Raw genomic sequence first — 13871 nt, forward strand, 5'->3', positions numbered from 1 at the left:
GCGCGCCGCCGATGCACTCGACCCTGGTCAAGCGGCTCGCCGCCACCGCCCTCGCCGTACTCTCGACGATCACGACCGGTTGCGCCTCGTCCGACACCCCCTCCTCCTCTGCGGGAGGGGTGGTGCGGCTGAAGTTCTGGGGCGACTGGTCGGGCGAGGGCGAACAGCAGTTCAAGACCATGACCGCCGCCTTCAACAAGACGCACCCCAAGATCCAGGTCGACTATGTCGTCCAGGAGGACATGCTCACCAAGTTCCTCACCGCCTCGACCTCCGGGCAGGCCCCCGACGTCATGTTCTGGGACCGCTGGCGGACGGCGAGCTACGCGCCGAAGGGCGTCCTCACCCCGATCGACGACCTGCTGAAGAAGGACGGCATCGAGCGGGAGCGCTTCTACGGCGAGGCGCTGCGCGAGCTCACCCACGGCGGCAAGCTGTACGGGCTGCCGCTCACGGTCGACGCGCGGGCCCTGTTCTACAACAAGGCCCACCTGAAGGAGGCCGGGGTCGAGCCGCCGCGCACCTGGGCCGAGCTGGAGCAGGCGGCGGTCAAGCTGACCAGGCGCGAGGGCGGCAAGCTCGTGCGCGCCGGCCTGTCGATGGACGACACCGGCCTGTTCAGCATGTACCTGCGCCAGGCCGGCGGCCAGATGGTCAGCGACGACTGCTCGCGCACGACCTTCAACGGCCCCCAGGGCCTGCAGGTCCTCGACCTGTGGAGCCGCCTGATCAAGGCGGGCGTCTACCAGAGCGGCTTCGAGAAAGGGCTCGGCGAGGGCACCGACGCATTCGCGACCGGCAAGGTCTCCATGATCCTGACGGGGCCCTGGAACATCACCACGTACCAGAAGTACGGCAAGGACCTCGACTTCGGCATCGTGCCGCCGCCGACCGGGCCGCAGGGCGGCAGCGCCAGCCTCATGGGCGGCTTCGGCCTGGTGATCCCGCAGGCGGCCAAGCACAAGGACGCGGCCTGGGAGTTCGTCAAGTGGTGGACGGCCGAGAAGGACAACGCGCTGCTGTGGGCCAGGACGAGCCTGAACATCCCCGGCAACGTGCAGGCGGCGCAGGATCCCTTCTTCTCCGGCGACCCGTTCTGGAAGCCGATCCTGGACACGCTGCAGTACGCCAAGATCCGCCCCGCCTGCGCGGGCTACGCGCCGATGGAGGAGGAGTCCCTCATCCCCAACCTCCAGCTCCTCATGGAGGGCAAGACCACCGCCCAGCAGGCCCTGGCCAAGGCCCAGGAGCAGGGTGACCGGGTGCTGACGGAGAACAACCAATGAGGGCGCGCGCGGCGGCCGCCGGCCTCGTGCTGACCGCGGCCCTCGCCCTCGCCCCCGCTCCCGCGCACGCCACCGTGCCCGCCGACGCCGACGCGGCGATGTCGGCCTTCGTCGCCGCCTTCTGGGATCCGGCGAAGAAGTACTTCTACACCAACAGCGACCACCAGATCCACGCCGAGCACGCCCACGGCCCGGAAGGCGGCCTGTACACCGACTTCTGGTGGGAGGCCCAGCTGTGGGAGCTGGTGATGGACGCCTACCAGCGCACCGGCGGCGCCGCCTACCGGCAGCTGATCGACGACGTGTACGCCGGTTTCGTCGCCTACTACCCCACTTTCGCCAACGACTTCAACGACGACCTGGGCTGGTGGGCGCTGGCGTGCGCGCGGGCGTACGAGATCACGCGTGACGCGACGTACCTGAACCGGTCGCGTGCCCTGTTCGACCAGATCTGGGCCGAGCAGGACACCACGTTCGGCGGCGGCATCTGGTGGCGCAGGAGCGTGCACACCCAGAAGAACGTGGCCACCAACGCCCCGGCGGTGATCACCGCCACCAAGCTGTACGCCGCGACCGGCGACGCCGCCTACCTGACGCGGGCGCAGAGCCTGTTCGCCTGGATCAAGGCCAACCTCCAGCAGTCCGGGCACGTATACGACCACATCGAGGGCTCGGGCACCCTCGTGAAATGGGACTTCAGCTACAACTTCGGCACCTACATCAGTGCCGCCGCCGCGCTCCACGACGCGACCGGCACCGCCTCCTACCTGACCGACGCCCGCGCGGCGGCGGACTGGGCCACGACCTACCTCACCAACGGCGGCACCATGATGCACGAGGGCTCCGACGACGCCGGGGGCTTCAAGTCGCTGCTGTTCCGCTCGCTCAACACCCTCGTCACCGAGCACGGCCAGACCCAGTACCTGCCCTTCCTCCAGCGCAACGCCACCCAGGCCTGGCGCCACCGCCGCACCGGCGACGGCCTCGCCGGCCCCGACTGGTCCGCGCCCGCCCCCGCCACGTACCTCCAGAGCATCACCGCAGCCGCCGCCGTCAGCGCGCTCCAAATCGTCCAGCACGACGGCAACACCGGGCTCCAGCCGGAGAACGGCCGGTACGAGGCCGAGAACGCGCTGTCGTCGGGCATCGGCGCCGAGAGCACCCAGCCCGGCTTCAGCGGCCGGGGCTACCTCGCCGGCTGGAACACCTCCGGCCAGACCCTGACCTTCCACGTCAACGTGCCCTCCGCCGGGGCGCACGAACTGCGCTTCCGGTACGCCGCCGGCGCCGGGGACGCCTCCCGCCGGATCATCGTGAACGGCGCCCAGTCCGACCAGTCGTTCCCGTCCACCGGCGGCTGGGGCACCTGGAACACCGCCGTGCTCAACGGCGTCACGCTGGCCCGGGGTCACAACACCATCCGGGTCGAGCTGGGCTCGGGAAACTACCTCAACCTCGACCGGCTCGACGTCTCCGCCCAGCTCCAGGCCGAGTCGGGCACCCTGCACGGCGTCGGCACCGAGTCCACCAACCCGGGCTTCACCGGCACCGGCTACGTGGCCGGCTGGAACGCCGACGGCCAGTGGGTGGACCTGCGGCCCGACGTCAGCCGGGCCGGCACGTACGAGCTCACCTTCCGCTACGCGGCCGCCGCGGGCGACGCCGTCCGCCACGTCTTCGTCAACGGCGCCGGAGCCGTGGACGCCCTCCGGTTCCCCTCCACGGGCTCGTGGAGCACGTGGAACACGGTGACCGTGCCGAACGTCGCGCTCCAGGAAGGGGCCAACACCGTCTCCGTCATCTTCAACGCGTCCAAGGGCAGCGCGAACTGGCTCAACCTCGACGAGCTGACCCTCCGTTACGTCAGCGGCCCTTCGTGAGCCCGGGGATCGGAGAGGGCTTCCAAGCAACCCATGTTGACTAAGACCGGATTAGTCAACTAGCGTTGCTTGTCATCGCCGGCACCTCTGCCCGGTGGATGACCACGCCCTTTCCGACCTCCCTGGAGGCTCCATGTCCATGCTCCGTACCGGCCTGCTCGTCGCCGCCCTGACCGCGACGGCCACCACGATGACGATGCCCGCCGCCGCGGCCGACCGGGGCCACGCCAAGCTCCAGCGCGCGCTCGACCAGGCCGTGGCCGACGGCGGTGGCCCCGGCATCGTCGCCGAGCTCAGGGACGGCGACGCGGCACCGTGGTTCGGGACGGCGGGGGTGGCCGACCTCGAGACCGGACGCCACCGCCGGCCGGGCGAGCACTTCCGCATCGGCAGCTTCACCAAGGCGTTCGTGGGCACGGTGGTCCTGCAGGTGGCGGCCGACGGCAAGCTGAGCCTGGACGACACGGTGGCGAAGTGGCTGCCCGGCGTGGTGGAGGAGCACCTCGGCGGGGACGGCACCAAGATCACGATCAGGCAGCTGCTCAACCACACCAGCGGGCTCCCCGACGCCGTCCCCGGCCAGGAGACCCCGCGCCCCGAGGAGCCCGGCAAGCGCTTCATCTACTCCAAGGTCAACTACAACCTCGCGGGGATGATCGTCGAGCGGGCGACGGGTTCGACCATCGCCGACGAGATCGACCGCCGCATCGCCCGCCCGCTGCACCTGACGGGCACGTACCTGCCCGGCGCCGACAACACGATCCGCGACCCGCACGCCCGGCACTACTCGAAGTTCGACGAGGCCGGCCGGCCCACGGAGGTCCACGACGTGACCCACGCGGACCTGAGCTGGGCCGGGGCCGCCGGCGGGATGGTCTCGACCACCTCCGACCTGCAGCGGTTCCTGCGGGCCCTGCTGCGCGGCCGCCTGCTCGCGCCCGCGCAGCAGAAGGAGATGTTCACCACCGTCTCGACGGAGGGCGCGGACTGGGTCCCGAACACCAGGTACGGCCTCGGCGTCTACTCCCAGAAGCTCCCGTGCGGGGTCACGCTCTGGGGCGGGGGCGGCTTCATCCAGGGCTCGGTGACGTACGCGATGGGCGACCGCGAGGGCACCCACACGCTGGTCGCCAACCTGAACGGCGACTGGAACGACTTCCTCAAAACCTTCAGCACGCTCTTCGAGACCCGCTTCTGCCCGCTCACGTAGCCTTCTCGGCCGGCTTCAGGCCGGCCAGCAGGTTGAAGGAGCCGGTGAGCAGGTTGAGGGCGACCAGGCCGGGGATCTCCGCGATGATCCGCTCGCTCCAGCCATGAGCCCTCAACTCGGCCACGTCCTCGTCCGTCAGCGACGACGGCTCGGCCAGCACGCGGGTGGCCACCGCGATGAGCGCCGCCTCCCGGGCGTCGGTGGAGGTGCCCTGGCGGGCGAGGGCGATGTCCGTCTCGCTCAGCCCCGCCGCCCGGGCGCCCGCCGCGTGCGCGTCGAGGCAGAGCCCGCAGCCGATCCACTCCTGCAGGGCGAGCGAGATCTTCTCGCTGAGGGCGCGGGGCAGCTTGCTGCGCTTCATGGCCCGCGACAGGTCAAGGTAGCCCTGGAGCATCGCCGGCGAGTGCGCCATGGTGGAGATCATCTCACCGGCCGAGCCTGTGCGGCCGATGATGTCGTTCAGCAACTCCCGGGACTTCTCCGGGGCTTCGGCGGGGTCGAGCGCGGCGAGCCGTCGCATGTGATCTCTCCTCAGGTCACGTGTGGTCGTTCCCGGACGCTTGGAGCCTCCCGGGGGTATCACTCTTCGCCGCGTTCATGACCGATTCGCCACCTCATACCCCGCTTCCTCGACCGCGGCCACGATGTCCGCCGCGTCCACAGGGCTGTCACTCTCCACGGTCAGCAGGCCGCTCGCCAGGTCAACCTCCACCGAAGTGACCCCGGACACCTCACCGACCTCCTCCTTCACCGAACTCACGCAGTGCCCGCAGGTCATGCCTGTGACGGTGTAGGTAGCGGTAGCCATATCGATCAACCCTCTCCAGTGATGTCTGTCAGGAACGAACGAGCCGCGCGATGGCGTCGGAAGCCTCTTTGACCTTCGCCTGAGCCTCCGGCCCGCCCTGAGCGGCGGCCTCGGCGACACAGTGCGCCAGGTGATCCTCCAGCAGGGAGATCGCGACCGACTGCACTACCTTGAACGTACCATACCCCCCTACCGTATTCAAAACATGAGCTTGTCCGGGGTGATGGGCAGGGATCGGACGCGCTTGCCGGTCGCGTGATGGACGGCGTTGGCGACGGCGGCCGCCACGCCCACGATGCCGAGCTCGCCGATGCCCTTGGCGCCCAGCGGGGTCTGCGGGTCCGGCCGGTCGACGAAGCGGACGTCGATGTCGGGCACGTCGGCGTGCGTGGGCACGTGATAGTCGGCCAGGCTGTGGTTGACGATCAGGCCCGTGCGCTCGTCGAGCAGCGCCTCCTCGGTCAGCGCCATGCCGATGCCCATGATGATCCCGCCGCGCATCTGGCCGGCGGCCTGCTTGGGGTTGACGATCCGACCGCCGTCGAACGCCCCGGCCCAGCGCGTGACGCGCGTCTCGCCGGTGTCCTCGTCCACCCGCACCTCGCAGAAGTGCGCGCCGTAGGAGTAGGTGCCGCGCTTGATCGTCTGGTACGGCAGCGCCGACCTGCCCTCCACCTCCACCCCGTCCACCCCGGCCCTGGCCAGGATGCGCTCGTAGGTCTCTCCACCCCGGGGGCCGAACAGGCCGCCGTCGCGGGTCTCCGCCTCGCCGGGCGACAGTCCGGCCAGCGGCGAACCGGTGCCGCGCGCCAGTTTCAGCAGCTCGCGGACGAGGTTGTCGCGGGCCGACCAGATGGCCGAGGCGAGCGTCGTGGTGGCGGCCGAGGCGCCGGGGATGCGGGTCCTGGCCACGTCGGAGTCGCCCTGTTCGAAGCGGACCCGGTCGAGGGGCAGGCCGAGCCGGTCGGCGGTGGCCTGGCTCTGCGCGGTCGAGGTGCCGGCGCCCAGTTCGTTGGTGCTGCTGCGGACGGTGACCGTGCCGTCGGCGGACAGGCGGAGCCTGACCCCGGCGATGAGCACGGCGTCGGGGTTGATCGCGGCGGCCATGCCGTACCCGATGAGCCAGCGGCCGTCGCGGGTCGCGCGGGGCACGGGCGGACGCCGGGACCAGCCGAACGCGTCCGCGCCGAGCAGGTACGCCTCGCGCAGGTGGCGGCTGGTGAACCGGTTGCCCGCGGCCGGGTCGCGGTCCGGCTCGTTGCGCAGGCGCAGTTCGAGCGGGTCCAGGCCGAGCCGCCAGGCCAGTTCGTCCATGGCCGACTCCACGGCGAAGGAGCCCGGCGCGACGCCGGGGCCGCGGAAGAAGGCGTTCTGGATGCGGTCCAGGCGCACCACCTGCTGGGCACTGTGCAGGTTGGGGCAGGCGTACAGATGCCGGGAGGCGATGACCGCGGCCTCGGCGAACTCGTCGGCGCTGCACGACGACACGGCGTGGTGCTCCAGCGCGGTGAGCCGCCCGGAGGCGTCGGCGCCGAGCGAGACGCGGCTGCGGGTCGGGGCCCGCCCGCCGGTCATGGCGAACAGGTCGGCGCGCGACAGGACGAGCTTGACCGGCCGGCCGGAGAGCCTGGCCGCGGCCACGGCGAGCCAGACGTGCGGCCAGGCGACGGTCTTGCCGCCGAAGCCGCCGCCGATGAACGGCGCGAGCACGCGGACGTTCTCCTCGGCCAGCGAGAACTTCCTGGCCAGCATCTCCTTGACCCCGTAGGGGTATTGCGAGGTGTCGTGGACGGTGAGCCGGTCGCCCTCCCAGTGGGCCACGGTGGCGTGCGGCTCCATCGCGTTGTGGTATTCGAGCGGCGTGGCGTACTCGGCCTCCACGGTGACCGCCGCCGGGGCGGTGCGGGGGTCGCCGGTCCTGGTCACCGGCTCCTCCAGTACGGCGTGCGCGGGCGTGAAGGGCCGCTGCCCGGTCATCGACAGCGCGGCGGGCCACCGCTGGTAGTCGGCGTGGATCAGCGAGGCCGCGTGCCTGGCCTGTTCCGGGGACTCGGCGACGACCACCGCGATGGGCTGGCCGTACCAGAAGATCTCGTCGGTGTTGAGCACGGGCAGGCTCATCGCGGCGGCGCCCAGCGGGCCGCGGAGGGTGGCGTAGGCGGCGGTGCGCTTCATCGCGGGCGCGTTGTGGTGGGTCATCACGAGCAGCACGCCGGGCGCGGAAGGCACGTGGATGGCGGTGAGGCGGCCCCTGGCGATGGTGCTGCCCACCACGACGGCGTGGACGAGGCCGGGGAGCCGGTGCTCGGCCGTGTAGCGGACGGCGCCCGCGGCCTTGGCGGGGCCGTCCAGCCGGTCGGCGGGGCGGCCCAGTTCGGCGCGCTGGTGGGCAAGGGGGTCGGGCCTGCCGTCAGGGAGGAGCCTGGCCAGCCTGGCCATCGCCTTGCCGGCGAGAGTGAAGCCGCGCGATGCGAGGGTCATGAGTGGGCTCCCTTCAGGGCTCGGCGGATCAGCCGCCTGGCCAGCTCGGGCTTGAACGCGTTGTGCTCGCGCGGCCGCGCGTCCGCCAGGGCCCGCTCGGCGGCCTGGTCGATGAGGTGGTCGTCGAGCGAGGTGCCGGTGAGGAGCCGTTCGGCCTCGTACGCGCGCCACGGCTTGGGCGCGACCCCGCCCAGCGCGATGCGCACCCGGCTCGCCCGCCCGTCCTCCAGGTGGGTGAACACGGCCACGCTCACCAGCGCGAAGGCGTAACTGGCCCGATCGCGGACCTTCAGATAGACCGAGTGACCGGGAGGGACGGGTGGCAGGTCTATCGACGTGACCAGCTCGCCCGGCCGGAGCACGGTCTCCACGTGCGGGGTGTTCCCAGGGAGGAGGTGGAAGTCCACCAGCGGCACGGGGTCGCGGCCGGCGATGTTGACCACGGCGTCGAGGGCGGCCAGGGCCACGCACATGTCCGACGGGTGCACGGCGATGCAGCTCTCCCCCGCGCCGAGGACGGCGTGCATGCGGTTGAACCCGTCGAGGGCGTCGCAGCCGACACCCGGCTCCCGCTTGCCGCAGGCCGCGTGGCGGTCGTAGAAGTAGCCGCAGCGGGTGCGCTGCAGGAGGTTGCCGCCCACCGTCGCCCGGTTGCGCAGCTGGGGCGAGGCGCCGTTCACGATGGCCTGGGACAGCAGCGGGTAGCGGTCGCGGACCCGGTGGTCGGCGGCCACGCGCGTGTTGCGGGCCAGGGCGCCGATCCGCAGCCCGCCGCCGGGCAGGTCCTCGATCCCGGCCAGCGGCAGCCGGCCGATGTCCACCAGCCGTTCCGGTGTCTCGATGCCCTCGCGCATCAGGTCGACGAGGTTGGTGCCGCCCGCCAGGTATTTCGCTCCCTCGGCGGCGAGGGCGCGAGCCGCGGCCGGGTCGGTGGCGGTGACGTAGGAGAACGGGTTCATCGGGCGACCTCTCTCACGGCCGCGAGGATCCCGTTGTACGCGCCGCACCGGCACAGGTTCCCGGCCAGCCGCTCCCTGATCTCGGCGTCCGTCAGGCTCGCCGCTCCGACGGAGCTCGGCACCCCCGCGTCGTGCTCGGCGAGCATGGCCACCGCCGAGCAGATCTGCCCCGGCGTGCAGTAGCCGCACTGCAGGCCGTCGTGACGTACGAACGCCTCCCGCAGCGCCCGCCCCGGCTCGCCGAGCCCTTCGATGGTCGTGATCTCCGCGTCCTGGCACTGGGCGGCGAGCACGAGGCAGGAGTTGACCCGCTCGCCGTCCACCAGCACCGTGCAGGCGCCGCAGGCGCCCTGGTCGCATCCCTTCTTCGTCCCGGTCAGGGCGAGGTGTTCGCGCAGACAGTCGAGCAGGCTGACGCGGGTGTCGAGCTCCAGCTCGTGCCGGCGGCCGTTCACCGACAACCGCACCTGTATGGATGGCATCCGAAAACCCCTCTAACTCGTACATCCATGTACGGCTTACCGGGTCGACTATACCCCTCCTCCGTATGAGCGCTGTTCCGGAACTACGACCGCGGATAGCATTCGCGTCATGACGCGCGGCCTAGGAGAGCTCGAATCCACCATCATGGAGCGGATGTGGGCCCGGCGGCAGCCTGCCTCCGTCCGGGACGTGCTGGAAGAACTGCGGCAGGAGCGCACCATCGCCTACACGACGGTCATGACCGTGATGGACAAGCTGCACACCAAGGGCCTGCTCAAGCGCGAGCCCGTCCGCCGCGCCTACATCTACGAGCCGGTCGCCTCCAAGGAGGCCTACACGGCCGACCTGATGCGGGCCGCGCTGGCCGGCAGCGGCAACCAGGCCGCCACGCTGGTGCACTTCCTCGAACGGCTCACCCCCGAGGAGGCGACCGCCCTGGAGGCGGCCCTGCAGGTGTTCCCGCCCAAGGGCGGGCAGGCGTGATCGCAGCCGCCGTCCTGGCGCTCTACACGGTGGTCGCCGCGATCTGGCTGCCGCGGCTGATGCGGACCGCGCGCTGGGCCGACCGGGCGCCCCGGCTGGCGATCGCGATGTGGCAGGCGGCCGGCGCGTCCGTGGTCGCCTCGGCCGTCCTGGCCGCGTTCGCCTTCGCCGTGCCCGCCGACGTCGTGGGGCACGGGCTGGCCGGGCTGTTCGAGATCTGCGCGGCGATGTTGTCGGACGGCGACGGCCTGACCGTGGCCGGCGCGGGCGCGCTCCTGGCCGCGGGCGCGGTGCTGGCGCGCCTGCTCTCGTGCGGCGCGGCCGTCCTGGTCAGGACGAGCATGGAACGACGTGCGCACGCGGCCATGCTCGGCCTGCTCGGCCGGCGCGACCGCGACCTCGACGCGATCGTGCTCGACCACGACGAGCGGCTGGCCTACTGCCTGCCCGGCAGGCGCGCCCAGACCGTCATCACCACCGGGGCCCTGCGCAGCCTCACCCCCGAGCAGGTCGCCGCCGTCCTGGCGCATGAGCGCGCCCACCTGCGCGGCAGGCATCACCTGGCGCTCGCCGCGGCACACACTCTCGCCAGGGCGTTTCCGAAGGTGCCCGTGTTCGGGGCGGCCGAGGCGGAGATCGTCCGGCTGATCGAGCTGCTGGCGGACGATGTCGCGGCGCGGCGCCATCCCCGGGTGCAGATCGCCGCCGCGCTCGTCGGCCTGGCCACCGGGCGGGCCCCCGCGTTCGCGCTCGGCGCCGGCGGCGACACCGCGCTCCTGCGCGTACGCCGCATGCTCAACCCCGCCTCCCCGCTCAGGCGCGTGGAGCGCCTGGCCGGGGTGGCGAGCGTGGCCCTGCTGCTGAGCGGGCCGGCGGCGGTGGCGCTGGTGCCCGGCTTCGCCTCGTTCGTGGCTCACCACTGCCATTCCCTCCTCACCTTCTGAGCCCGCGGCCCCGGAACCGTCCGGCCCTCTCCGGTGTATGCCGGGCATGAGATTGCCGGTCGTCCTCACCCTCGCCGCCGTCCTGTCCTGCCCGGCCTGCTAGTCCGGAGCCGGCCCCGGCGACTGTCCGGTGACGCTGCCCAGCCCCGCCCCGACCTCCTCGAACGGCACGCCCGGGCCGTTCTTCGGCAGGGAGAGCTCCCACGGCGCCGGGAGCCTTTGGGTGGGCGGGCTGGAGCCGGACGGCGTCATCGAGGCCGGCGCCGATTTCGTCCGGCCGGGTGGGCTCGGCCCGCCTCACCTTCGTCACCCTCGTCACTCGCGCCGGCGCGACCTCCTAGGCGCGGTAGTCGACCTTCCACATCGCGGGTGTGCGGACGGGCGACGGGGTACCGTCACCGCGTGGACGCGCCCGCAGCATGGATCGCCTTGTACGACGACGCCGTTTTCACCCGCCACACTCTGGTCGTCATCGACTTCGAAGGGCTGACGCCGCAGGGGCGTCCCCTGGTGCCGGTCGAGGTGGGAGTGTGCGCCGTCAAGGCGAGCGGCGGCGACCTGGCCGAGGTGTGGCGGTTCGAGTCGCTGATGGCCCCGCCGGCGGGCGTGGCCGTCACCCCGTGGGACGTGCGGCAGACCGGCATCACCGAGGCCATGCTCGCCACCGCCCCACCGGCCGAGCAGGTCATGGCCGCCCTCGACGACCGCCTGACGGCGCCGCCGTACCGGCTCGTCGCCCATCACGCCGCGACCGAGGCGGCCCTGATCGCCGGGCTGCGGTCGTGGTGCCCGCGGCTGGCCGCCGTCCCGCTGCTCGACACCGTACGGCTGGCCCGCCACCTGTATCCGCGGCTGCCCTCCCACAGCCTGGACACCCTGCTCGCACACCTGGGCATCCCCCGCCCGGCCGGTCGCCACCGGGCCCTGCCGGACGCCGAGGTGACGGCGCGGCTGCTGCGGCGGCTGCTGGCCGAGGGGGGCCGCACGCGCTGGCGGTCCCTGTACGACCTCGACGCCATCGGCGGCCTCGCACCCAAACGGCCGCCGCACCGGCCGAGCGAGCAGCCGGGCCTGTTCTGATCCTGTTGCCATCGCCCTCCCTTATACGTAGGCTTATACGTATACACGAGGAGGGCGGCCATGGTGCGCGGCACGACGATCGAGATCCCGGACGAGGACCTTCCGCTGCTGGAGCGGGCGCAGGGCCTGGCGGGCGGCACGCCGGCGGCGGCGATCAGCGAGGCGCTGCGGCGCTACGTCGAGGCGGAGGAGGGCCGCCGGCAGGGATACGACGAGATCGTCATCCAGGTCGCCGGGGACGAGCGGCGCTTCTCGGGGGTGCTGCTCGGCGAGTGGGGCCGCACCAGCCGCAGCGGGCGGGTGGAGACGTTCCGGGTGTACCGCTCGGGCAAGGGCACGTTCGTCCTGCACGTCGATCGCTCGCCGGACTGGGTGAGCGGGTCGGAGTCCGACGACTGGCTCGGCTACCTCGGCCTGGGCGAGACGAGCTGGGGCTTCGTGCCGGGCGATGCCGTCGTGGAGATCGTCGGCACGATCGAGGAGCTGCGCGGCAGGATCCCCGCCGAGTTCTACGACCGGATCGCCGGGATCGCCGAACGCCCCGTCGTCGAGGACCTCGACCTCTGACCGGGCGAGCCGCCACGACCGAACAGGAAGGCAACCATGGAACTCCGGACGCGAGTCTCCGACGGCGACCGCGACATGGTCGTCCAACGACTTCAGCAGGCCTTCGCCGACGGCCGGCTCGGCTCCGCCGAGATGGAGGAACGGCTCGAACGGGCGCTCACCGCCACCTCCCACGGCGACCTGGTGGCGGTCACCGCCGACCTGCCGGAGCTCCCGGACGAGACGGTGGAGCTGAGCTCCACCGGCGGCCGCATCAGGCGGGCGGGCGACTGGCAGGTCCCGCGCCGGTTGCGGATCGAGTCCGAGTACGGCCAGGTACGGCTGGACCTGTCCCGGGCCGTCATCCCGCATGCCGAGATCGAGATCGGCCTCCGGCTCGACTACGGATCCGCCACGATCGTCCTGCCGCGCGGCGCGACCGCGAACACCGACGGGGTGCGCACCGACTGGGGCCGCGTGACCTGCGAGGCGCCGGGCCGTCCACGTCCTGGCGCTCCGCACGTCCTGGTCACCGGGACGCTCCCCTACGGCCGGCTGCGGATTCGCGTCTCCCGGCGGTGGCTCAGCCGGTGAGGGCTCACTCGGCCAGCCGCTCGATGGCGAAGGCCGCCAGGAATCCGATCGTGGTGATGAGCCCCGTGAGGGTGTGCGCGCGCTCGAAGGCTTCGGGGATCATCGTGTCGGCCACCATGGCGAGGATCGCGCCCGCCGCCACCCCCATGATCACCGCGGTGAACGCGGGCGAGGCGGACTGCATGGTCAGGTTGCCGAGCAGTGCCGCCAGGCCGCTGGCCAGCGCGATCCCGCCCCAGATGCCGAAGACGTAGCCGGGGCCGCGGCCCGCGCGCTTCATCCCGGCGGCGCTGGAGAGCCCTTCGGGGACGTTCGAGATGAAGACCGCGGCGAGCACGGCGAGCCCGATCTTCCCCCCGCCCACCAGGGACAGGCCGAGCACCACGGACTCGGGGACGCCGTCGAGCAGCGCGCCGATCGCGATCGCCGCGCCGCTCCCCTGGACGTCGGCCTCGCTCGGCTGCTGATCGCCCGAACGCTTGCGGTGCCGCGCGCCGTACCGGGCCAGCAGCGCGTTGGCCGCCACGTAGGCGCAGGCGCCGGCGAGGAAGCCGACGGCGGCCGGTAAGAGCCCGCCGGCGCGCTCGGCCTCGTCCATCAGCTCGAACGACAGCGCCGAGATCAGCACACCGGCCCCGAAGGCCATGATCATGGCGATCCAGCGCGCCGGGACCTTCACCGACCAGGCGACCGCGGCTCCCACGACCAGGGCCCCGCCGGCCACCGACCCCCACAGCCCCGCCTCCAGCCATTCCGGCATCACCGCACCTCCACCCGCAGGACTGTACGCGCCGCACGACCCCGTCCGGCCGGAGGGGCTGCACGACGCGCGGGCCGTACGGCGCACGAGCCGCCCGGGGGCCCGGCGGCTCATCCGAGCGCATGACGCGGTTACCGGGGCTGGTCCGAGGTTCCCCGCAGGGCGTTCTCGAGCCGGCGGGCCCAGCGCAGCGCGGTGGCCGCGAGTTCGGCCGTCCGGGGGGCCAGGCGGACGCGCGGCCCGACGACCTGGACCGCCGCCGCCACCTCGCCGCGGAAGTCGCGGACCGGGGCCGCGACCGAGTAGAGGCCGGGTTCGACCTCCTCGTCATCGGGTCGCACGCCCTTCTATCCGGTC

General features: G+C 72.2%; 16 protein-coding genes and 1 pseudogene. 8 read left to right on the forward strand and 9 right to left on the reverse strand.

All coding sequences use genetic code 11. From position 1 onward, the window contains the following. Nucleotides 1-11: 11 nt before the first annotated feature. The 3 genes from ACIHFD_RS28040 to ACIHFD_RS28050 all read left to right on the forward strand — a co-directional run bounded on the left by ACIHFD_RS28040 (nt 12) and on the right by ACIHFD_RS28050 (nt 4376). A complete protein-coding gene (locus ACIHFD_RS28040) occupies nt 12-1286 on the forward strand; it encodes an ABC transporter substrate-binding protein (protein ID WP_397369372.1) in 1275 nt (424 codons plus the stop codon). Beyond that, complete coding sequence (locus ACIHFD_RS28045; RefSeq protein ID WP_397369373.1) at nt 1283-3166, forward strand: glycoside hydrolase family 76 protein; 1884 nt, start codon at nt 1283-1285, stop codon at nt 3164-3166. Before ACIHFD_RS28040 ends, ACIHFD_RS28045 begins: the two co-directional genes overlap by 4 nt. A 133-nt stretch (nt 3167-3299) precedes the next feature. Then, nucleotides 3300-4376, forward strand: coding sequence for a serine hydrolase domain-containing protein (locus tag ACIHFD_RS28050; protein ID WP_397369374.1), 1077 nt, complete (start codon nt 3300-3302; stop codon nt 4374-4376). Here ACIHFD_RS28050 and ACIHFD_RS28055 read toward each other — a convergent pair. The 6 genes and pseudogenes from ACIHFD_RS28055 to ACIHFD_RS28080 all read right to left on the reverse strand — a co-directional run bounded on the left by ACIHFD_RS28055 (nt 4369) and on the right by ACIHFD_RS28080 (nt 9106). After that, on the reverse strand, nt 4369-4896 hold the full coding sequence (locus ACIHFD_RS28055; protein ID WP_397369375.1) for a carboxymuconolactone decarboxylase family protein: 528 nt from the start codon (nt 4894-4896) through the stop codon (nt 4369-4371). The two genes, ACIHFD_RS28050 and ACIHFD_RS28055, sit on opposite strands and share 8 nt — an antisense overlap. Nucleotides 4897-4971: 75 nt before the next feature. Next, a complete protein-coding gene (locus ACIHFD_RS28060; RefSeq protein ID WP_397369376.1) occupies nt 4972-5184 on the reverse strand; it encodes a heavy-metal-associated domain-containing protein in 213 nt (70 codons plus the stop codon). A 28-nt stretch (nt 5185-5212) separates the two neighbouring features. Then, nucleotides 5213-5356, reverse strand: a pseudogene (locus tag ACIHFD_RS28065) (metal-sensing transcriptional repressor); the annotation flags it as partial. A gap of 26 nt (nt 5357-5382) precedes the next feature. Beyond that, nucleotides 5383-7665: a xanthine dehydrogenase family protein molybdopterin-binding subunit gene (locus ACIHFD_RS28070; protein ID WP_397369377.1), complete on the reverse strand. Its 2283-nt coding sequence runs from the start codon at nt 7663-7665 to the stop codon at nt 5383-5385. Further along, a complete protein-coding gene (locus tag ACIHFD_RS28075; protein WP_397369378.1) occupies nt 7662-8624 on the reverse strand; it encodes an FAD binding domain-containing protein in 963 nt (320 codons plus the stop codon). Before ACIHFD_RS28075 ends, ACIHFD_RS28070 begins: the two co-directional genes overlap by 4 nt. After that, a complete protein-coding gene (locus ACIHFD_RS28080; protein ID WP_355195308.1) occupies nt 8621-9106 on the reverse strand; it encodes a 2Fe-2S iron-sulfur cluster-binding protein in 486 nt (161 codons plus the stop codon). The genes ACIHFD_RS28075 and ACIHFD_RS28080 overlap by 4 nt, the downstream gene beginning before the upstream one ends. Nucleotides 9107-9215: 109 nt before the next feature. Between ACIHFD_RS28080 and ACIHFD_RS28085 the strand changes: the two genes are divergently transcribed. Continuing rightward, nucleotides 9216-9590, forward strand: a complete 375-nt coding sequence (locus ACIHFD_RS28085; RefSeq protein ID WP_350735128.1) for a BlaI/MecI/CopY family transcriptional regulator — start codon at nt 9216-9218, stop codon at nt 9588-9590. Then, nucleotides 9587-10534, forward strand: coding sequence for a M56 family metallopeptidase (locus ACIHFD_RS28090; protein ID WP_355195306.1), 948 nt, complete (start codon nt 9587-9589; stop codon nt 10532-10534). The genes ACIHFD_RS28085 and ACIHFD_RS28090 overlap by 4 nt, the downstream gene beginning before the upstream one ends. A 99-nt stretch (nt 10535-10633) precedes the next feature. On the opposite strand, the gene ACIHFD_RS28095 is transcribed toward ACIHFD_RS28090, so the two are convergent. Continuing rightward, nucleotides 10634-10786: a hypothetical protein gene (locus tag ACIHFD_RS28095; protein ID WP_397369379.1), complete on the reverse strand. Its 153-nt coding sequence runs from the start codon at nt 10784-10786 to the stop codon at nt 10634-10636. Nucleotides 10787-10936: 150 nt separating this feature from the next. Here ACIHFD_RS28095 and ACIHFD_RS28100 point away from each other — a divergent pair, with 150 nt between their 5' ends. The 3 genes from ACIHFD_RS28100 to ACIHFD_RS28110 are packed head-to-tail and all read left to right on the forward strand — an operon-like array spanning nt 10937 to nt 12754. Continuing rightward, entirely contained in the window at nt 10937-11614 is a 678-nt protein-coding gene (locus ACIHFD_RS28100; RefSeq protein ID WP_397369380.1) for a PolC-type DNA polymerase III, read from the forward strand. Between the two features lie 60 nt (nt 11615-11674). After that, on the forward strand, nt 11675-12181 hold the full coding sequence (locus tag ACIHFD_RS28105; RefSeq protein ID WP_397369381.1) for an EXLDI protein: 507 nt from the start codon (nt 11675-11677) through the stop codon (nt 12179-12181). Nucleotides 12182-12217: 36 nt separating this feature from the next. Next, nucleotides 12218-12754: a DUF1707 domain-containing protein gene (locus ACIHFD_RS28110; RefSeq protein ID WP_397369382.1), complete on the forward strand. Its 537-nt coding sequence runs from the start codon at nt 12218-12220 to the stop codon at nt 12752-12754. Nucleotides 12755-12758: 4 nt separating this feature from the next. Here the strand turns inward: ACIHFD_RS28110 and ACIHFD_RS28115 are convergent, their stop codons facing one another. Both ACIHFD_RS28115 and ACIHFD_RS28120 read right to left on the reverse strand, forming a co-directional pair. Beyond that, nucleotides 12759-13514 carry a ZIP family zinc transporter gene (locus ACIHFD_RS28115; protein WP_350735119.1) on the reverse strand — a complete coding sequence of 252 codons (756 nt, stop codon included), beginning with the start codon at nt 13512-13514 and terminating at the stop codon, nt 12759-12761. A gap of 131 nt (nt 13515-13645) precedes the next feature. After that, on the reverse strand, nt 13646-13855 hold the full coding sequence (locus tag ACIHFD_RS28120; protein ID WP_397369383.1) for an IclR family transcriptional regulator C-terminal domain-containing protein: 210 nt from the start codon (nt 13853-13855) through the stop codon (nt 13646-13648). Nucleotides 13856-13871: the final 16 nt, after the last annotated feature.

The sequence above is a fragment of the Nonomuraea sp. NPDC051941 genome (assembly GCF_044593615.1).